Raw genomic sequence first — 19,496 nt, forward strand, 5'->3', positions numbered from 1 at the left:
TCCAACGTACCGGCCCCGATCGGCCGCGGCCGGGGTGCGATAATTCCTCCTGTGCCGAGTATCGAAGAGATCCTAGCCATCGAGCGGATCGACAACGACATCTATCGCGGCGGGGTGTTTCCGAGCGTGCTGCGCCGCACCTTCGGCGGCCAGGTGGCCGGGCAGGCGCTGGTCGCCGCCACCAAGACCGTCTCGCCGGAGTTCGAGGTCCACTCGCTGCACGGCTACTTCCTGCGGCCCGGGAAGTCCGATCAGCCGGCGATCTTCCTGGTCGACCGGATCCGCGACGGGCGGTCGTTCGTGACGCGGCGGGTGACCGGCGTGCAGAACGGCGAGGCGATCTTCTCGATGTCGGCGTCCTTCCACGTGACCGGCGACGAGGGGCCGCAGCACCAGGACACCATGCCGTCGGCCGGCGATCCCGAATCGCTGCCCGACCGCAAGGACGACCCCGACGAGACGGTCCGCTCGCTCTACCAGGAGTGGGAGAAGTTCGACGTGCGGATCGTTCCGCGCGAAAAGCTCCAGGTCAACGGCTTCTTCGCGGCCCAGCAGCGGGTGTGGTTCCGGCACCGCGATCCGCTGCCCGACGATCAGCTCCTGCACGTCTGCACGCTCGCCTACATGAGCGACATGACGCTGCTCAGCTCCGCCGCGGTGCCGCACCCGAGCACTCCCGCGCAGACCGCGTCGCTCGATCACGCGATGTGGTTCCTGCGGCCGTTCCGCACGGACGACTGGCTGCTCTACGACCAGACCTCGCCGTCGGCGGGTGGCGGCCGGTCGCTGACTCAGGGCCGGATCTTCGACCGGTCGGGCCGGATGGTGGCGGCGGTGACCCAGGAGGGGCTCACCCGCACCAACGTGCCCGCCGACCAGGTCTCGATCATGAAGAAGGGCGATTCGTGACGCCGACGATCGGTGTGCTGGCACTGCAGGGCGACGTCCGGGAGCATGCCGCGGCGCTGCGGGCCTGCGGCGCCGAGGTGATCCCGGTACGGCGGGAGAGCGAACTGCGCGCCGTCGACGGGATCGTCATTCCGGGCGGCGAATCGACGACGATGAGCCGCCTGCTCGATGTCTTCGGCCTCGGTGACCCGCTTCGGGACGCGCTGGCCGGCGGACTGCCCGCCTACGGGTCGTGCGCGGGCATGATCATGCTCGCCTCGCAGGTGCTCGACACCCGTTCACACGGCGCGGGCAGCGAACTGCGCGGCGACGACCGGCTGGCCCGCGGCCTCGGCGGTATCGACATCGCGGTGCGCCGCAACGCCTTCGGGCGGCAGGTGGAGTCGTTCGAGTGCGACCTCGAGTTCACCGGCATCACCGGTCCCGGACACGACCCGCTGCGGGCGGTGTTCATCCGGGCCCCGTGGGTCGAATCCGCCGGGCCGGACGTGCAAGTCCTGGCCACCGTGCCGGAGGGCCCCGCGGCGGGGCGTATCGTCGCAGTTCGGCAACGGGACGTGATCGCCACGTCCTTCCATCCGGAGGTCACCGGGGATCTGCGGGTCCACCAGTACTTCGTCGACATCGTCAAGGAAGGGAGAGCCTGATGAGCGGCCACTCCAAATGGGCTACCACCAAGCACAAGAAGGCGGCCATCGACGCCAAGCGCGGCAAGATGTTCGCCAAGCTGATCAAGAACATCGAGGTGGCCGCGCGCACCGGCGGCGGTGACCCGGCCGGCAACCCGACGCTGTACGACGCCATCCAGAAGGCGAAGAAGTCGTCGGTCCCGAACGACAACATCGAGCGCGCCCGCAAGCGCGGTGGCGGCGAAGAGGCCGGCGGCGCGGACTGGCAGAACATCACCTACGAGGGCTACGGCCCGAACGGCGTGGCCCTGCTCATCGAGTGCCTCACCGACAACCGCAACCGCGCCGCCACCGAGGTGCGCACCGCGATGAGCCGCAACGGCGGCAACATGGCCGACCCCGGGTCGGTGAGCTACCTGTTCACCCGCAAGGGCGTGGTGACCCTGGAGAAGGGCACCCAGACCGAGGACGACGTCCTGATGGCCGTGCTCGACGCCGGTGCCGAGGAGGTCAACGACCTGGGCGAGAGCTTCGAGGTGGTCTGCGAACCGACCGATCTGATCGCCGTGCGCACCGCGCTGCAGGAGGCAGGCATCGACTACGACGCCGCCGAGCCCGACTTCCGCGCCTCGGTCGAGGTCGCGGTGGACGCCGACGGCGCCCGCAAGGTGATGAAGCTGATCGACGCCCTCGAGGACTGCGACGACGTGCAGGACGTGTACAGCAACGTCGACATCAGCGACGAGGTCCTGGCCGAGCTCGACAACGACTGACCCGAATGCGCTAGAATCTCGAACAACTGTTCGCAACAGATCGAGAGGTGGCCGCGGGTGCGTGTGATGGGAGTCGATCCCGGGCTGACGCGGTGCGGTATCGCGCTGGTCGAGTCGGGCGCGGGGCGCAGCGTCGTCGCGCTCGACGTCGACGTGGTCCGCACCCCGGCGGCGATGGAACTGCCGGAGCGCCTGATGGCGATCTACGCCGCCGCGCAGCACTGGATGGACACGCACGCGCCGGACGTCGTGGCGGTGGAGCGGGTCTTCGCGCAGCGTCAGGTCAGCACGGCGATGGGTACCGCCCAGGCCGCCGGGGTGGTGGCCCTCGCCGCGGCGCAACGCGAGGTCCCGGTCCGGTTCCACACGCCCAGTGAGGTCAAGGCCGCGGTCACCGGTTCCGGCCGCGCCGACAAGGCGCAGGTCACCATGATGGTCACCCGGATCCTCGGCATGCAGCAGGCACCCAAGCCCGCCGACGCGGCCGACGCGCTGGCCCTGGCCATCTGCCACTGCTGGCGCGGGCCGGTCAACGAGCGCATGGCGGCCGCGGCCGAGCAGGCGCGGGCGGCGCAGGAGGCGCACCGCCGCAGGCTCGCGCAGGCCCAGGCGGAGCTGGCACAACGGAAGGCGGGGGCGCGGTGATCTCATCGGTACGCGGTGAAGTGGTGGACATCGCACTCGACCACGCCGTCGTCGAATGCGCCGGCGTCGGCTACCGGGTGCTGGCGACGCCGCCGACCCTGGCCACTCTTCGCCGCGGCGAGCAGGTCCGGCTGATGACGGCGATGATCGTGCGCGAGGACTCGATGACGCTGTACGGCTTCACCGATCCCGACGCGCGGGAGCTGTTCGGCGTGCTGCAGACGGTGACCGGCGTGGGTCCGCGCCTCGCGATGGCCACGCTCGCCGTCCTGGAACCCGACCGGCTGCGCCGCGCGCTCGCCGACTCCGACGTCAAGGCGCTGACCGCGGTGCCGGGTATCGGAAAGCGCGTCGCGGAACGCCTGGTGGTGGAACTGCGCGACAAGGTCGCCGCTCCCGCGGGCGATCCGGGCGCCGCGCTGCCCGGCACGGCGGCCGGGGTCGGCGCGCAGGTGACGCAGGCCCTCGTCGGCCTCGGTTTCACCGAGAACGCCGCCGCGCAGGCCGTCTCGAAAGTCCTTGCCGGGCAACCGGATGCGGACTCGCAGACGGCGTTGCGAGCCGCACTCGCCGGGCTCGGGCCCCGCCGATGACCGGCGGCTTCGGCGACGGGAATTTCGGCGACGAGGAACTGCTCGCCCCGTCGATCGTTCCGGGCGACTCCGAACTCGACGCCAGCCTGCGGCCCAAGACGCTGGCCGACTTCATCGGCCAGGCGAAGGTCCGCGAACAGCTGGAACTGGTGCTGTACGCCGCCCGCAACCGCGGCCGCACGCCCGACCACATCCTGCTCTCCGGCCCACCCGGTCTGGGCAAGACGTCTCTCGCCATGATCATCGCCGCCGAGATGGGCGCGGCCATCCGCATCACCTCCGGCCCGGCGCTGGAACGCGCCGGCGACCTGGCCGCGATGCTTTCCAACCTGGTCGAAGGCGACGTCCTCTTCATCGACGAGATCCACCGCATCGCCCGGCCCGCCGAGGAGATGCTGTACCTGGCGATGGAGGACTTCCGGGTCGACGTCGTCGTCGGCAAGGGACCCGGCGCCACCTCCATCCCGCTCGACGTGGCGCCCTTCACGCTGGTCGGCGCCACCACCCGGTCCGGCGCCCTCACCGGCCCGCTGCGCGACCGCTTCGGTTTCACCGCCCACATGGAGTTCTACGAGACCGCCGAACTGGTCCAGGTCCTGCGCCGATCGGCGGCCATCCTCGGCATCCCGCTGGCACCGGAGGCCGCCGTCGAGGTCGCCGGCCGCTCACGCGGCACCCCCCGCATCGCCAACCGGCTGCTGCGCCGCGTCCGCGACTACGCCGAGGTCCGCAGCGACGGCACCGTCGATCTGGCTGCTGCACACGCAGCACTCGCCGTGTACGACGTCGACGGACTGGGCCTGGACCGGCTCGATCGTGCCGTCCTGGGCGCCCTGGTCCGCGGCTTCGGCGGGGGACCGGTCGGGGTGTCGACGCTGGCCGTGGCCGTCGGCGAGGAACCGGCCACCGTCGAGGAGGTCTGCGAACCCTTCCTGGTGCGCGCCGGGATGATCGCCCGCACCCCGCGCGGCCGGGTCGCCACCGCCGCCGCCTGGCAGCACCTCGGTCTGACCCCGCCGGCCGGCGCCCTGAACCAGACACTGGGCGTCCGCGCCCGGGAGGACACCCTCTTCGACGACGGGATGTGACGGGCTTGCGGCTGGGGTGCGCCGTATGCTCACTCCCGTGGAACCGTTGCGATCAGGTGAGATGTTCGCCGGCTACCGGGTCGTCCGGCTGCTCGGCGCCGGTGGCATGGGGGAGGTGTACCTGGTCGCGCACCCGCGGCTGCCCCGCCACGATGCGCTCAAGGTCCTGGCCCCGCAGTCGGTGGCCGACCCGGGATTCCGGGCCCGGTTCCTGCGTGAGGCGGAACTGGCGTCGTCCCTCACACACCCGGCGATCGTCCATGTGCACGACCGGGGAGAGACCGACGGCCGCCTCTGGATCGCGATGGAGTACATCGACGGCGACGACCTCGACGCGCGAGTCCGTGCGAGCGGCCCGCTGCCGGCCGCGATGGTGGCGTCGATCGTCATGACCATCGGCGACGCTCTCGATCGGGCCCACGCCCGCGGTCTGGTGCACCGGGACGTGAAGCCCGCCAATATCCTGCTGTCCCGGGACGGGGACGTGCACCTGACCGACTTCGGGATCGCGTATTCCGAGGCGACCTCGGCCGTGACCGGATTGACGGCGACCGGCACGGCGGTCGGCACCCTCGCCTACGCGTCGCCCGAGCAACTGAGTGATCGCCAGGTCGGCGGCGCGAGTGACCAGTACTCACTGGCCTGCACGGCCTACCATCTGCTCACCGGCGCAGCTCCGTTCACCGGCAGCAGCGCGGCCGTCGTGATCGGGCGCCAGCTCACCGAGCCGCTGCCGTCGGTGCGCGCCGCCCGGCCTGATCTGCCGCCCGGTGCCGACGCCATACTGGCCCGTGCCACCGCCAAGGAACCCGCACACCGATACGGCTCGACCGGGGAATTCGGCGCCGCGCTCGCGGAGGCGCTGACCGGCTCCCCGGAGCTTCCGCAGACGGCACCCAGGCGACCGGCGCTCACCGAGACGGCGCCCACCGCGAACATCGCGGCGGCCACGATGGCCGCGGCGCCGGCCGGTCCGCGCCGTGCGGCCGTCGCTCACGGCACCCCCGTCCGTACACGCCGACGGCTGTGGTGGGCGGTCGTGGCGGCGGCGATCGTGGTGGCGGCGATCGTCATCGCGGCGGTGACGCTGGTCCGCGGCGACGGTGACAGCGGTGGCGAGCGATACGCGGTGACTCTGACCCTGACCACCGACGACGGGGGAGCGCCGTCGAATGAGCAACTCGACGCCACTCGCCGGGTGATCGAGGAACGCGCGACGCTGCGCGGCGGCCGGGTGACCGACGTAGTGACGGTCGCCGGATCGCCTGCCCGCATGGAATACACGGTCGCCGGCCTCGACGCGCCCGCGGTGCGGATGCTTGCGGCACCGTCCGCGCTCTACATCCGCCCGGTCCGGGACTCTGCCCCCGTCGTCGCACAGCCGGCCCCGCAGACAACGGGCCCGCAGACAACGGCGTCACAGACAACCACGAGCGAGGCCGCGCGCGCAGCCCGCCAGGCGCCGGCGACGGCGAACGCCGCGCAGTTGCAGCGACTGCGCGAGGAGATGACGCGTCTTCACTGCTCGGCGCTGGCCTATGACCCGCTGGCCGGCCACGACGACCCGCGCGACTACTTGGTCACCTGCGATACGCGGGAGCAGGCGGTGTATCTGCTGGCCCCCGCGATCTTCGGGGGCGGCCCGGTCGCCGCGGCCTCGGCGAGCCAGAACGGTGCCGGTGAGTGGGTGGTGACCATCGAATTCCCCGTGGAAACCGCGCTGGAGTGGGCCGACTACACCGCCCGGCACGTCGGTGAGCAGGCCGCGTTCACGCTGGACGGCTCGGTGCTCTCGGCGCCCGTCATCCGTGCGCCGATCCACGGCGCTACCGAGATCAGCGGCGACTTCACCCGTGAGCAGGCGCACGCTCTGGCCGCTGACCTGCGGTCGGGAGCGATGCCGCTGCGGGTCTCCGCGAGCGAGGTGACCCGCAGGTAGCTCCGGCCGACCCCGCGGCGGGGAGCAATGGGGATGCACCTGGCACTATGGACGCCATGGATCGACTCTTTCTGCCCCTCATGCTTGCGCTGCTGGTGGCCTTCATGTTCATCAGCTTCCGGAACAACAAGAAGCGCCAGGCCGCGCAGGCCGAACTCAAGGCGCAGGCGGTGCCCGGCGCTCGCGTGCAGCTGAGCTGCGGTCTGTACGGCACCGTGGCCGCCGATCACGGCGGGGAGACCGTCGAGATCGAGATCGCCCCGGGTGTCGTGACCACCTGGAACCGGCTCGCGATCCGCGACGTCCTCACCGAACACGCCGACGATGCCGACACGGATACCGCGGATGAGCAGGAGACCATCGACGACGAGTTCACCGAGATCGCAACTCACGACGCCGAGAACGACGACGCGCCGCCGTCGGGCGACGACGCCACCGCGAAGGACAAGTAGGCTTTCCGCCCGTGAGCAATCCCTCCCCACGTCCGCGCCGGACCATGGCGCGCCGCGGCGTTCCGCCGTGGCAGCCGCTGACGGTGTTCCTGGTGCTGCTCGGCGTGATCTACGCGCTGATCTTCTTCACCGGCGGCGGCAAACCCGAACCGAAACTCGGCATCGACCTGCAGGGCGGCACCCGCGTGGTGCTGACCGCCCGCACCGATGACGGCTCCGACCCGAAGAGCAGCCAGCTCGAGATCGCCCGCAACATCATCGAGCAGCGCGTCAACGGCATCGGCGTCAGCGGCTCCGAGGTGGTGGTGCAGGGCAGCAACATCGTCATCACCGTGCCCGGCGACGACGGCAAGCAGGCCCGCGCGCTCGGCCAGACCGCGCGGCTGTACATCCGCCCGGTGATCGACACGGCCCAGGCGGTGCCGCAGAAGACACCGCCGGCCCCGCCGCTGGCCGAGCAGACCGCCGAGCAGCAGGCCGCCGCGATCGCCGCGGCCCGCAAGGCCCGGCAGGCGCCGGCGAACGCCACCGACGCGCAGATCCAGCAGCTGCGCGAGGAGATGGCCAAGGTCGACTGCTCCCCGGAGGCCAACGACCCGCTGGTCGGGCACGACGACCCCAAGCAGTACCTGGTGTCCTGCGGTGAGAAGGGGGACGCGGTGTACCTGCTGGCCCCGATGATCATCGACGGCCGGGACGTGGCCAAGGCCTCGTCCGGACAGAACCAGTCCGGGCAGTGGGTGGTCAACGTCGACTACAAGGGCGCGGGCAAGAAGACCTGGGTCGACTACACCGGCAAGAACGTCGGCAAGCAGACCGCGGTGACCCTGGACAGCCGGGTGATCTCCGCGGCCGTCATCAACTCGCAGATCCTCGGTGGCACGGAGATCAGCGGCAGCTTCACGCAGGAGGAGGCCAATTCGCTGGCCAACGCCCTGAAGTACGGTTCGCTGCCGCTGTCGTTCTCGGCGTCCGAGGCCCAGTCGGTCTCGGCGACGCTGGGCTGGCAGGCGCTGCGCGCGGCCCTGATCGCGGGTCTCATCGGCCTGATCGCGGTGCTGCTCTACTCGCTGGCCTACTACCGGATGCTGGGCTTCCTGGCGGCCGGCTCACTGGTCCTGGCCGGCCTGATGGTCTACGGCGTGATCGTGTTGCTCGGCCGCTGGATCGGGTTCACCCTCGACCTAGCGGGCATGGCCGGTCTGATCATCGGCATCGGCATGACGGCGGACTCGTTCGTCGTCTACTTCGAGCGCATCAAGGACGAGATGCGCGAGGGCCGGAGCTTCCGCTCGGCCGTGCCGCGCGGCTGGGCCAGCGCCCGCCGCACCATCTGGACCGGTAACGCGGTGAGCTTCATCGCCTCGGTCGTGATCTACGTGCTGGCCGTCGGCGAGGTCCGGGGCTTCGCGTTCACCCTGGGTCTCACGACCATCCTCGACGTGGTGATCGTGTTCCTGGTGACCCATCCGCTGGTCGAACTCGCGACCCGGTCGGAGTTCCTGTCGCGTCCGAGCGTCAACGGCCTCGGCGCGGTCAGTGAGGTCGCCAAACAACGGCGACGCGCCGCCGCCCGCCAGCAGAAGGAGACGGTGCAGTGACGCACGCGAAGCGTCCCGGGACCGGGACCACCGAGCCGGAGACGACCGAGGTGATCGACACCTCGCCGACCACGCAGTGGGACGACGCCGACTACCGGGCCGATGCGAGCAAGGGCTTCTTCTCCCGCCTGTACAGCGGCACCGGCGCCTTCGACATCGTCGGCAAGCGCAAGATGTGGTACCTGATCTCGGGCCTCATCCTGGCGATCTGCGTCCTCTCGATGATCTTCCGCGGGTTCACCCTCGGTATCGATTTCGAGGGCGGCACCCAGATCTCGCTGCCGGCCAAGGCCGGCGTCACCACCTCCGCCGTCGAGAAGAACGTCTCGGAGTCGCTCGGCTTCGACCCGCATCAGGTGCAGACCGCCGGCAGCGGCGCGGCCAAGACCATCCAGGTCCGGACCCAGCACCTCGACCAGTCGCAGACCGCCGCGGTCACCGCGGGGCTGGCCGCCGCGTTCCCCGAGCAGCTGAAGGCGTCCGACGTCTCCAGCTCGGACGTGAGCAGCACCTGGGGCAAGGAGATCACCCGGAAGATGGTGATCGCGCTGGTCGTGTTCCTGGTGGTGGTGTTCTTCTACATCACCATCCGGTTCGACCGGGAGATGTCGCTCGCCTCGATGGCCTCGCTGGTGTTCGACGTCGTCGTCACCGCGGGCATCTATTCGCTGGTCGGCTTCGAGGTGACCCCGGCCACCGTCATCGGTCTGCTCACGATTCTCGGCTTCTCCGTCTACGACACGGTGGTGGTCTTCGACAAGGTCGAGGAGAACACCCGCGGGGTGTTCGCGACCTCGCGGCGCACCTATGCCGAACAGACCAACCTAGCGGTGAACCAGACCCTGATGCGATCCATCAACACGACGGTGATCTCGGTGTTGCCGATCATCGCGCTGATGGTGATCGCGGTCTGGATGCTCGGTGTCGGCACCCTCCAGGACCTGGCGCTGATCCAGCTGGTGGGCGTCGTCGTGGGCACCTACTCCTCGGTGTTCCTGGCTTCGCCGCTGCTGGTGACGCTGAAGCAACGACGCGCCGACGTCAAGGCGCATACCGCGAAGGTGCTGGCCCGGCGCGCCCGGAGCGCGGCGTGAGACGCCTGGTCTCCGCGCTGGCCGTCGGCCTCACGGCGGTCGTGGCCGTCACGCTCACCGCGTGCGGCAGCGGAGACCGGGATCAGATCGACTATCTGATCGACGCGAGCGTCGACGGATACAACGTCAACACCGTCGACGGCGACGCCTCCGGCGCGATCATGGCGCTGGCCCGCGTGCTGCCCGGCTTCAGTTACCTCGGCCCGGACGGGCAGGTGGTCGCCGACCGCGACATCGGCACCGTGACGGTGCAGGACGGCCCCGTGCTGACGCTGCAGTACACCTTCGCCGACAAGGCGCAATACTCCGACGGGCACCCGATGGAGTGCGACGACCTGGTGCTGGCCGCGGCCGCGATGGGCGGCAAGCTCCGCGGGTTCGCGGCGTCGACCAACGCCGGCTACCGCGACATCGCCGGCGTCGAATGCACGCCGGGGGAGAAGACCGCGACCGTCACCTTCGCGCGCGGCCGCGACTACGCGCAGTGGCCGGCCCTGTTCGGTGTCGGCACGCTGCTGCCGGCGCACGTGGTGGCCCGGAAGGCCGGGGTGCCGGACCTGGTCGGTGCCATCGAGAAGGGCGACAAGGCGGCGATCGCGAAGATCGCCGACGTCTGGAACAACGGATTCGCCCTCAAGCCGGGCACCGCGATCGACGAGAAGGACTTCCCGTCGGCCGGTCCCTACAAGCTCCGCGAATACACGGTCGACGGCGGCCTGCGGCTGACCGCGAACGACAAGTGGTGGGGCGACGCCCCGGTGACTCGCGACATCACCGTGTGGCCGCGCGGGACCGCGGGCGACAAGGCCGTCGCCGACGGCAAGGTCGAGGTGGCCGACACCGGCGACCTCGCGGCCGGCGACCGGATGATGGGCCGCGCCGCCACCGAGTACACCGGCGCCGAGAACCGGCGGGCCGCCAAGGACCCGCGGTCGCTCTCGGTGACCCAGCTGGTGCTCTCCGGCCGCGGCGTCCTCGCCGACCCGGCGCTGCGGCGCGCGTTCGCCTCGTGCGTGCCGCGCGACGCGCTGGCCCGGCGCTTCGGCGCCAACGGCCTGGTGTGGTCGCTGCGGACCGTGGCCCCGTCCGACCCGCTCGGCTCGGCCCTCAACGAGCAGTTCGCCCGCCGGTATCCGCGCTCGGACGTACGGCGCACCCGGCAGTTGCTCGACGACCGTCCGGCCGGGGCCGACGGCCGCCGCGCCCCGGTCACCGTGCGGCTCGGCTACCGCGCGCCCGATCCGGTCGGCAAGGCCGTCGCCGACGCGATCATCGCCGAATGCGGCGCCGCCGGACTCACCGTGGTCGACGCGTCGTCCGATGCCCTGACCCCGGGTGATGCCCTGACCCCGGGCGCACTGGGTTCCGGCGTCGACGTGCTGCTGACCAACGGCGCCACCGGCTTCGCCGCCGCGGGGACCGCGTCGGGCTTCCCGAACGTCTATCAGCTGTTCGGCGGCGATCCGCTCGACCTGTCCGGCTTCAACAATCCGCAGGCGACCGGCGCGATCGCCGACCTGTCGCTCACCCAGAGCGACAGTGCCCGGCTCCCGCTGCTGCGGACCATCGAGAACGCGGCCTGGGACGCGCTGCCGTCCATCCCGCTGTTCGGCACGGTCCGCGCACGCGAACACACGACGTCGACGGCGCAGGTGATCCCGGGCCTGGCCCGCACCGGCACCGGCTGGAACATGGATCGGTGGGTGCGCAAGTGAACGCGTCAGCGGCGGTGCTCACCGCCCGCGAAGCGATCGACCGGCACGCCCGGCTGGTCGACGACTTCCCGTCCCCGGGGATCGCCTTCAAGGACCTGACCCCGGTCCTCGCCGACCCGGGCGGACTGGCGGCCGTGGTCACCGCGCTCGCCGAATGCTGCGACGGCGCCGAACTGATCGCCGGGATCGACGCGCGGGGATTCCTCCTCGGTGGCGCGGTCGCGCGGGAACTCGGCGTCGGCGTGGTCGCGGTGCGCAAGGGCGGCAAGCTGCCGCCGCCGGTGATCGGCGTCGACTACGACCTCGAGTACGGCAGCGCGCGGCTCGAGGTTCCGGCCGAGGGCATCGCGCTCGCCGGACGCCGGGTGGCCGTCGTCGACGACGTGCTGGCCACCGGCGGCACGCTGGTCGCCGCCGCCCGGCTGCTGCGGCAGGCGCGCGCCGAGGTCGCCGATCTCGCGGTGATCATGGAGCTCGCGGCCTGCGGCGGGCGGACGGTCATCGGTGCCGGACTCGGCTCGTCGGTCCGTGTGCACAACCTCTGTCACGACTGAGCGGCCGCGTGACTAAGCTCGTGACATGAGCGACGCCGAGACCAGCCACCGGCCCGATGAGACAGGTGCGCCGCCCCTGAGTTCGCGGCGGGTGCGGGCCCGCCTGGCCCGGCGCATCACGGCCGGTCCGCGCAGCCCGATCGAGCCGGTCCTGGAACCGCTCGCCACGCTGCACCGCGAGGTCTACCCGAAGGCCGACGTCGCCGTCCTACAGCGGGCGTACGACGTCGCCGCGACCCACCACGAAGGGCAGTTCCGCAAGTCGGGTGACCCCTACATCACCCATCCGCTGGCGGTCGCCACCATCCTCGCCGATCTCGGCATGGACACCATCACCCTGGTCGCCGCGCTCCTGCACGACACCGTCGAAGACACCGGCTACTCCCTGGAACAGCTGGAATCCGACTTCGGGACCGAGGTCGCGCACCTCGTCGACGGCGTCACCAAGCTCGACAAGGTGGCGCTCGGCAGCGCCGCCGAGGCGGAGACCATCCGCAAGATGATCATCGCTATGGCCCGCGACCCGCGCGTACTGGTGATCAAGGTCGCCGACCGGCTGCACAACATGCGCACCATGCGGTTCCTGCCGCCGGAGAAGCAGGCGCGCAAGGCCCGGGAGACGCTCGAAGTGATCGCGCCCCTGGCGCACCGGCTGGGCATGGCGACGGTCAAGTGGGAACTCGAAGACCTGTCGTTCGCGATCCTGCACCCGAAACGGTACGAGGAGATCGTGCGGCTGGTCGCCGACCGCGCACCCAGCCGGGACACCTACCTGGAACGAGTACGCAGCGACCTGAACAACGCGCTCGCCGGGGCGCGGATCACCGCGACCGTCGAGGGCCGGCCCAAGCACTACTGGTCGATTTATCAGAAGATGATCGTCAAGGGCCGCGACTTCGACGACATCCACGACCTGGTCGGCATGCGCATCCTGTGCGACGAGGTGCGCGACTGCTACGCCGCCGTCGGCGTGGTGCACTCGCTGTGGCATCCGATGGCCGGCCGCTTCAAGGACTACATCGCCCAGCCCAGCTTCGGCGTGTACCAGTCGCTGCACACCACCGTCATCGGTCCCGAGGGCAAACCGCTCGAAGTGCAGATCCGCACCCACGACATGCACCGCACCGCCGAGTTCGGCATCGCCGCGCACTGGCGCTACAAGGAGGGCCGGAAAGGTAAGGGGCGCAAGAACGCCGATGTCGCCGAGGTGGACGACATGGCGTGGATGCGCCAGCTCCTCGACTGGCAGCGGGAGGCCGCCGATCCCGGCGAGTTCCTCGAATCGCTCCGGTTCGACCTCGCGGTCAAGGAGATCTTCGTCTTCACCCCGAAGGGTGACGTCGTGACCCTGCCGACGGGCTCGACGCCGGTCGACTTCGCCTACGCGGTGCACACCGAGGTCGGGCACCGGTGCATCGGCGCCCGGGTGAACGGCCGCCTGGTGGCCCTCGAACGGCCGCTGGAGAACGGCGAGGTGGTGGAGGTCTTCACCTCCAAGGACGAGACGGCCGGCCCGAGCAAGGACTGGCAGAACTTCGTCGTCTCGCCGCGCGCCAAGGCCAAGATCCGGCAGTGGTTCGCCAAGGAACGCCGCGAGGAGGCCCTCGAAGCGGGCAAAGAGGCGATCGTCAAGGAGGTGCGCCGCGGCGGCCTGCCGTTGCAGCGCCTGCTGTCCGCCGAATCGGTCACCACCCTCGCGAAGGAGCTCGGCTACGCCGACGTCGATGCGCTGTACACGGCGGTCGGCGAGCACAATCTGACCGCGGGCCGCGTGGTGCACCGGCTGGTGACCATGCTCGGTGGCGTGGAGAGCGCCGAGGAGCAGCTCGCCGAGCGGTCCACCCCGTCGACCGTGCCGCAGGGTTCACGGCCGTCCAGCGCCGACTGCGGCGTCCAGGTAGAGGGCGTCGACAACATCCTGGTGAAGCTCGCCAAATGCTGCACCCCGGTGCCCGGCGACGCGATCCTCGGCTTCGTCACCCGCGGCGGCGGCGTCAGCGTCCACCGCGACGACTGCACCAACGCGGCGGCCCTGCGCGCCCAGTCCGAGCGGCTGCTGCCCGTGCACTGGGCGCCGAGCCCGTCGTCGGTGTTCCTGGTCGCCATCCAGGTGGAGGCCCTGGACCGGCACCGGCTGCTGTCGGACATCACCCGGGCGCTGGCCGACGAACGAGTCAACATCCTGTCGGCGACCATGCACACCGCCCGCGACCGCGTCGCGGTCAGCAAGTTCACCTTCGAGATGGGCGACCCGAAGCATCTCGGGCACGTCCTGAACGTCGTGCGCAACGTGGAAGGCGTGTACGACGTCTACCGGGTGACCTCCGCGGCGTAGCCCCGGGTCAGTCGCTGATGCTGACGGTCTTGATCTCCAGCGGGGTCTTCGGGTTGCCGTCCTGAGCGGTGCCGAGAACGCCCGGGTCGATGCCGCCCTTGGCGATCTGGTCGACCACCTTCATGCCCTGGTCGTCGACGTGGCCGACGATGGACAGGGAAGCCGGGAGCTGCGAGTCCTTGGTCACGATGAAGAACTGGGCGCTGCCGGTGTTCGTGATGCCCTGCTGCGCGTTGTTCTTGTTGGCGATCGCCACGGTGCCGCGCGGGTAGATGTACGTCGCGTCCATGCCCAGCTGCTGCATCTGATCGCTGCCCGGGACCATCTTCAGCTTGGTCGGCAGCTCGTCCTTGGTGCTCCAGCCGGGGCCGCCTGCCCCGGTGAGCGTGGGATCACCGCACTGCAGCACGCTAAGCGTGTCGCGGGCGACCAGCCGGTGGCAGGAGGTGTCGTTGTAGTAGCCGTCCTTCGACAGCGAGACCAGGGCGTTGACGTTGCAGGGCGCCTGGTGGCGGTCGAGGCTCAGTGGGAGGTCGCCCTTGTTGGTCTTCAGCGTCATCGTGACGGTGCCGGTGTTGAGCGTGCGGCCCGGCGGCTTCGGCGCGGTGCGCTGCTTCTTCTGCCCGTCGCGGAGGAGCTGCAGGTAGGCGTTGCCCTGGGCCTTCTGTGCGGCCGGGGCGGCATCGACCTGCTGCTGCACCGCCTTGATCTCGCCATCCCAGTCGAACGGCGCGTCGGCGTAGCTGCATTCGGTGTGGCGGCCGTTGTCCCAGGCCCGGTACCAGAAGTAGCCGCCCACGGCGGCGACCGCGACGACGACCACGCTGACGATGCCGATGACGGTGTTGCGCCGCTTGCGGGCCTGCTGCCGCTCGGCTTCCAGGCGCTGTTCCAGCTTGCGCTTGGCGGCTTCGCGGCGCTCCTCGTTGGTCGTCACGCTCGGTGGTCCTCCTGTGTCATCGGCGGGTGGCCAGATGTCCGGCCGCGGGGAGTCACGGCGCGCCCCATGCTATCGCAGGCCGGAATGACAGAATGGGACCCATGCTCATCACCGGTTTCCCCGCGGGGATGTTCCAAACCAACTGCTACCTGGTCGCCGACGAGGAGACGGGCGAGGCGGTGGTCATCGATCCGGGTCAGGACGCGGCACCCCAGGTCCGCGCCCAGCTCGCCGAACGCGGCCTCACCCCGGTCGCGATCCTGCTGACCCACGGCCATCTGGACCACACGTGGAACGCCCAGGAACTGGCCGACGAATACGCCATCCCCGTCTACATCCACCCCGACGACCGCGGCATGCTCGCCGACCCCGGCGAGGGCCTGGGCAAGGCCCTGGCCGCGATGATCGGGGTGATGGAGTTCCGCGAGCCGGAGAAGGTGATCGAGTTCGCCGACGGCGAGGAGATCGAGGTGGCCGGGATCCGGTGGAAAGTCGACCACGCACCGGGCCACACCCGCGGCAGCGTGCTGCTGACGGTCGAGACACCCGGCGAGGAGGAGCCGTCCGTCGTCTGCTTCAGTGGGGACGTACTGTTCGCCGGTTCGATCGGCCGCACCGATCTGCCCGGCGGCGACCACAGCCGGCTGCTGCGCTCGATCGACGAGCGCATCCTCCCGATGGGCGACGACACCGTCGTCCTGCCCGGGCACGGACCGGCCACCACCGTCGGCGCCGAACGCGCCACCAATCCGTTCCTGCAGGAGCTGCCGGGCCGGGAGAAGAAGGGACGATACGGACTGTGAGCGGAGAATTCCACGCACCCAAGGGGATTCCGGACTATTACCCGCCGGCCTCGGCTGACTTCCTCGCCGTTCGTACCGCCCTCACCGACGCCGCGTATCGCGCCGGGTACGGACACATCGAATTGCCGATCTTCGAGGAGACGGCGCTGTTCGCCCGCGGCGTCGGCGAATCCACCGATGTGGTCTCCAAGGAGATGTACACCTTCGCCGACCGGGGCGGCCGCACGGTCACGCTGCGCCCGGAGGGCACGGCGGGGGTGATGCGCGCGGTGATCCAGCACGGTCTCGATCGCGGTCAGCTCCCGGTCAAGGTCTGCTACAGCGGGCCGTTCTTCCGGTACGAGCGACCGCAGGCGGGCCGCTATCGCCAGTTGCAGCAGGTGGGCGTCGAGGCCATCGGCGTCGACGACCCCGCGCTCGATGCCGAGGTGATCGCCGTCGCCGACGAGGGTTACCGGCGGCTCGGGCTGTCCGGGTACCGGCTGGAACTCACCTCGCTGGGCGACGACACCTGCCGCCCGCAGTACCGCGAGGCGCTGCAGGAATTCCTGTTCGGGCTGGATCTGGACGAGGCGACGCGCGAGCGTGCCCGCATCAATCCGCTGCGGGTGCTCGACGACAAGCGTCCGGAAGTGCGCGAGATGACCGCGGGCGCGCCGCTGATGATCGACCATCTCAGCGACTCGGCGCGGGAGCATTTCGAGTCGGTGCGGGCTCACCTGGACCGGCTGGGCGTGTCGTACGAGCTGAATCCGCGGCTGGTCCGCGGCCTGGACTACTACACCAAGACCACCTTCGAATTCGTGCACGACGGTCTCGGCGCGCAATCGGGGATCGGTGGCGGTGGCCGCTACGACGGCCTCATGAAGCAGATCGGCGGCAAACAGGATCTGTCCGGCATCGGTTTCGGTATCGGCGTGGACCGCACGGTCCTGGCGCTCGCCGCGGAGAACGTCTCGGTCGCCGGGCAGGGCCGCGTGCAGGTCTTCGGCGTGCCGCTGGGCGCGGCCGCCAAAGACGAGCTCGTCGCGCTCGCCGGCCGGCTGCGTGAGCGCGGTGTCCGCGTCGACCTGGCCTACGGCGACCGCGGCCTGAAGGGTGCCATGAAGGCGGCCGATCGTTCCGGTGCGCGGCTCGCGCTGGTGCTGGGCGAGAACGAGCTGGCGGAGCGGACCATCGAGATCAAAGACCTGTCGAACGGGGAGCAGCGCAAGGTCGCGCTCGACGGCGTCGTCGACGAGATCGCCGGTCTGCTGGCCTGAGTATGGCACGTGGTATACGTGCATCTATACGCAATTCATTATATCCGGTGACATGCGGAGTTCCCATTGCGCGAGCCGATTCGTTCGGTGATTATGGAGGCGCTCGCATCACCACTCATTTCCTTTCACGACAGCGAAAGCAGGCGCTTACATGTGCACTCGTGTGCTCTGGCCCGAAGCCGGCGGATCGGTCATCACCGGCCGCAATATGGATTTCCACATGGATCTGCGGACCAATCTCTGGAAACTCCCGCGGGGCATCAAGCGTGACGACCGGGTGAACGGCGCGCTCACGTGGACGGCGAAGTACGGCAGCGTCGTGGCCGGCGTCTTCGACATCATGTCGGCCGACGGCATGAACGAGGAGGGCCTCACCGGCCATGTCCTCTGGCTCGCCGAGTCCGAATACGGCGATCCCGACCCGACGCGGCCGCAGCTCGCGATGTCGGTGTGGATGCAGTACTACCTCGACAACTTCGCCACCGTCGCCGAGGCGGTCGAGTGGACCGAGGCGAACAATCCGCAGGTGATCCCGATGGCCGACCCGACCGGCGGCAGCCACCCGGCGATCCACCTCGCGCTCGGCGACGCGGTCGGCGATTCGGCGATCTTCGAGTACATCGACGGCAAGCTGAACGTCCACCACAGCCGCGACTACTGGGTGATGACCAACTCGCCCGCGTACGACCAGCAGCTCGAACTGGTGAAGCAGTACGAGGGCCTCGGCGGCGACGCCCCGCTGCCCGGCACCTGCGATGCGCGCGACCGCTTCGCCCGGGCGCTCTACTACGTCAAGCACCAGCCGGAGCCGGCGTCGAAGCTGACCGCCATCGCCTCGATGTTCAGCATCATCCGCAATGCCGCGCAGCCCTTCCGCAACCCGGAGCCGGGCAAGCCGGACGCCTCCCAGACGCTGTGGCAGACGGTGTCCGACCACACCGCCAAGCGCTACTACTTCGAGTCGACCACGCGCCCGAACACCGTGTGGGTAGACCTGCCGGAACTCGACTTCAGCGAGGGCTCGGGCGAGGCCCGGCTCGATCTGATCAGCGATCTCGAGGTGGAGCACGGCCTGTCGGGCAACGTCACCCACAAGTTCAAGAAGCACCACAAGTTCCACCTCGTCTCGATCAAGCAGGCCACGCTGATCGGTGAGGCCGTCGAGGAGGCCAAGAAGGCCGCGAGCGGTGCACATCAGGTCCAGGACCTGGTCCGCGAGAAGACCGTCGCGATCTTCGGCGCCGAGTAGCCCGGGGTCCGTCTCGTCTCCGGGCGGCTACAGCTGGTTGGTGGCGAAGGTGTCGCACTTACGGGGATCGCCGTCGGCGTAGCCGACCTTGAACCAGCGGATACGCTGGGCGGCCGAGCCGTGGGTCCAGCCCTCCGGGTTGGAGTTGGCGCCCTGGATGGTGTCGTCGCCGATGGCCCGGGCCGTCTGGATCACGTTGGCGATCTGATCGTCGGTCAGCGGCTCGATGAAGCCCTTCCCGGAGCCGCGCTGGGCGTGGTAGAACCACACGCCCGCGTAGCAGTCGGCCTGCAGTTCGGTGCGCACCGAACCCGCGTTGCCCATCCGCTGGCCCTTGGCGAGCAGTCCGGTGAGCTGCTGGACGTGATGGCCGTACTCGTGGGCGACCACGTACTCCTGCGCCGCGGCGCCGTCGGACCCGCCCATCCGCTTGAGTTCGGCGAAGAACGTCGGATCGAAGTAGGCGGTCTGGTCGGCGGGGCAGTAGAACGGGCCCATGGCCGACGACGCGGCGCCGCAACCGGTGTTCACCTGCCCGGAGAAGATCACCATCTTCGGCTTGGTGTAGCCGTCGACCAGTGTCGGCCACACCGTGTTGAGGCTGTTGGCGGTGGCCACGATCCGGCACACATCGCCGGAATTGGCCTTCTCGATGGTGCAGCTGTCGATCTGCTGCTGTAACGCCGCGTTCGAGCCGGTGCTGCCCTGCGAGATGTTCCCGACCTGGTTGGAGGAACTGCTGTCGCCGCCGAGGATGTCGCCCGGATTGATCCCGAACAGCACCGCCACGATGGCCACGATGAGGCCCACCCCGCCGCCGAGCGCGATCTTGCCGCCGCCGAAGCCGCCGCCCCCGCCGGATCCGCCGGCCGAGATACCGCTGGTGTCGAGTCCGCCGCTGCCCTGAAAAGTCAC

The 19,496-nt window shown here is 69.9% G+C and carries 18 protein-coding genes; 16 read left to right on the forward strand and 2 right to left on the reverse strand.

All coding sequences use genetic code 11. The annotated features are described in order from the left end of the window. Nucleotides 1-51: 51 nt before the first annotated feature. The 13 genes from ACSEEN_RS03140 to ACSEEN_RS03200 are packed head-to-tail and all read left to right on the forward strand — an operon-like array spanning nucleotide 52 to nucleotide 14,327. A complete protein-coding gene (locus ACSEEN_RS03140) occupies nucleotides 52-909 on the forward strand; it encodes an acyl-CoA thioesterase (RefSeq protein ID WP_298445833.1) in 858 nt (285 codons plus the stop codon). Next, a complete protein-coding gene (gene pdxT, locus ACSEEN_RS03145; RefSeq protein ID WP_298445831.1) occupies nucleotides 906-1,556 on the forward strand; it encodes a pyridoxal 5'-phosphate synthase glutaminase subunit PdxT in 651 nt (216 codons plus the stop codon). Before ACSEEN_RS03140 ends, pdxT begins: the two co-directional genes overlap by 4 nt. Beyond that, on the forward strand, nucleotides 1,556-2,311 hold the full coding sequence (locus tag ACSEEN_RS03150; RefSeq protein WP_247863623.1) for a YebC/PmpR family DNA-binding transcriptional regulator: 756 nt from the start codon (nucleotides 1,556-1,558) through the stop codon (nucleotides 2,309-2,311). Before pdxT ends, ACSEEN_RS03150 begins: the two co-directional genes overlap by 1 nt. A 57-nt stretch (nucleotides 2,312-2,368) precedes the next feature. Continuing rightward, nucleotides 2,369-2,956, forward strand: coding sequence for a crossover junction endodeoxyribonuclease RuvC (gene ruvC, locus ACSEEN_RS03155; RefSeq protein WP_440712296.1), 588 nt, complete (start codon nucleotides 2,369-2,371; stop codon nucleotides 2,954-2,956). Continuing rightward, nucleotides 2,953-3,549 carry a Holliday junction branch migration protein RuvA gene (gene ruvA, locus ACSEEN_RS03160; protein ID WP_440712297.1) on the forward strand — a complete coding sequence of 199 codons (597 nt, stop codon included), beginning with the start codon at nucleotides 2,953-2,955 and terminating at the stop codon, nucleotides 3,547-3,549. The genes ruvC and ruvA overlap by 4 nt, the downstream gene beginning before the upstream one ends. After that, the gene (gene ruvB, locus ACSEEN_RS03165) at nucleotides 3,546-4,637 is read left to right on the forward strand and encodes a Holliday junction branch migration DNA helicase RuvB (RefSeq protein WP_298445823.1); all 1,092 of its coding nucleotides are present in this window, start codon (nucleotides 3,546-3,548) and stop codon (nucleotides 4,635-4,637) included. The genes ruvA and ruvB overlap by 4 nt, the downstream gene beginning before the upstream one ends. Nucleotides 4,638-4,674: 37 nt before the next feature. Then, nucleotides 4,675-6,576 (forward strand): serine/threonine-protein kinase, encoded by a 1,902-nt coding sequence (locus ACSEEN_RS03170; RefSeq protein WP_440712298.1) that lies wholly within the window; start codon nucleotides 4,675-4,677, stop codon nucleotides 6,574-6,576. A gap of 56 nt (nucleotides 6,577-6,632) precedes the next feature. Then, nucleotides 6,633-7,028: a preprotein translocase subunit YajC gene (gene yajC, locus ACSEEN_RS03175; RefSeq protein WP_247863618.1), complete on the forward strand. Its 396-nt coding sequence runs from the start codon at nucleotides 6,633-6,635 to the stop codon at nucleotides 7,026-7,028. 44 nt (nucleotides 7,029-7,072) lie between these two features. Beyond that, nucleotides 7,073-8,629 carry a protein translocase subunit SecD gene (gene secD, locus ACSEEN_RS03180; RefSeq protein WP_247868016.1) on the forward strand — a complete coding sequence of 519 codons (1,557 nt, stop codon included), beginning with the start codon at nucleotides 7,073-7,075 and terminating at the stop codon, nucleotides 8,627-8,629. Continuing rightward, nucleotides 8,626-9,723: a protein translocase subunit SecF gene (gene secF / locus ACSEEN_RS03185; RefSeq protein WP_371307776.1), complete on the forward strand. Its 1,098-nt coding sequence runs from the start codon at nucleotides 8,626-8,628 to the stop codon at nucleotides 9,721-9,723. Before secD ends, secF begins: the two co-directional genes overlap by 4 nt. Further along, the gene (locus ACSEEN_RS03190) at nucleotides 9,720-11,438 is read left to right on the forward strand and encodes an ABC transporter substrate-binding protein (protein ID WP_440712299.1); all 1,719 of its coding nucleotides are present in this window, start codon (nucleotides 9,720-9,722) and stop codon (nucleotides 11,436-11,438) included. Before secF ends, ACSEEN_RS03190 begins: the two co-directional genes overlap by 4 nt. Next, the gene (locus ACSEEN_RS03195; RefSeq protein WP_247863616.1) at nucleotides 11,435-11,992 is read left to right on the forward strand and encodes an adenine phosphoribosyltransferase; all 558 of its coding nucleotides are present in this window, start codon (nucleotides 11,435-11,437) and stop codon (nucleotides 11,990-11,992) included. The genes ACSEEN_RS03190 and ACSEEN_RS03195 overlap by 4 nt, the downstream gene beginning before the upstream one ends. A 25-nt stretch (nucleotides 11,993-12,017) precedes the next feature. Next, a complete protein-coding gene (locus ACSEEN_RS03200; RefSeq protein WP_247863615.1) occupies nucleotides 12,018-14,327 on the forward strand; it encodes a RelA/SpoT family protein in 2,310 nt (769 codons plus the stop codon). Nucleotides 14,328-14,334: 7 nt separating this feature from the next. Here the strand turns inward: ACSEEN_RS03200 and ACSEEN_RS03205 are convergent, their stop codons facing one another. Then, nucleotides 14,335-15,264, reverse strand: coding sequence for a peptidylprolyl isomerase (locus ACSEEN_RS03205; RefSeq protein WP_247863614.1), 930 nt, complete (start codon nucleotides 15,262-15,264; stop codon nucleotides 14,335-14,337). A 104-nt stretch (nucleotides 15,265-15,368) separates the two neighbouring features. Between ACSEEN_RS03205 and ACSEEN_RS03210 the strand changes: the two genes are divergently transcribed. From ACSEEN_RS03210 to ACSEEN_RS03220, 3 genes are all read left to right on the forward strand, one after another. Further along, on the forward strand, nucleotides 15,369-16,070 hold the full coding sequence (locus ACSEEN_RS03210; protein ID WP_247863613.1) for an MBL fold metallo-hydrolase: 702 nt from the start codon (nucleotides 15,369-15,371) through the stop codon (nucleotides 16,068-16,070). Next, nucleotides 16,067-17,332, forward strand: coding sequence for a histidine--tRNA ligase (gene hisS / locus ACSEEN_RS03215; protein WP_440712300.1), 1,266 nt, complete (start codon nucleotides 16,067-16,069; stop codon nucleotides 17,330-17,332). Before ACSEEN_RS03210 ends, hisS begins: the two co-directional genes overlap by 4 nt. 151 nt (nucleotides 17,333-17,483) lie before the next feature. Then, the gene (locus ACSEEN_RS03220; RefSeq protein ID WP_440712301.1) at nucleotides 17,484-18,581 is read left to right on the forward strand and encodes a linear amide C-N hydrolase; all 1,098 of its coding nucleotides are present in this window, start codon (nucleotides 17,484-17,486) and stop codon (nucleotides 18,579-18,581) included. 27 nt (nucleotides 18,582-18,608) lie between these two features. Here ACSEEN_RS03220 and ypfJ read toward each other — a convergent pair whose 3' ends face one another. After that, on the reverse strand, nucleotides 18,609-19,496 hold the full coding sequence (gene ypfJ / locus ACSEEN_RS03225) for a KPN_02809 family neutral zinc metallopeptidase (protein ID WP_247863610.1): 888 nt from the start codon (nucleotides 19,494-19,496) through the stop codon (nucleotides 18,609-18,611).

This window comes from Gordonia marina, from assembly GCF_052036135.1.
Classification (GTDB): domain Bacteria; phylum Actinomycetota; class Actinomycetes; order Mycobacteriales; family Mycobacteriaceae; genus Gordonia.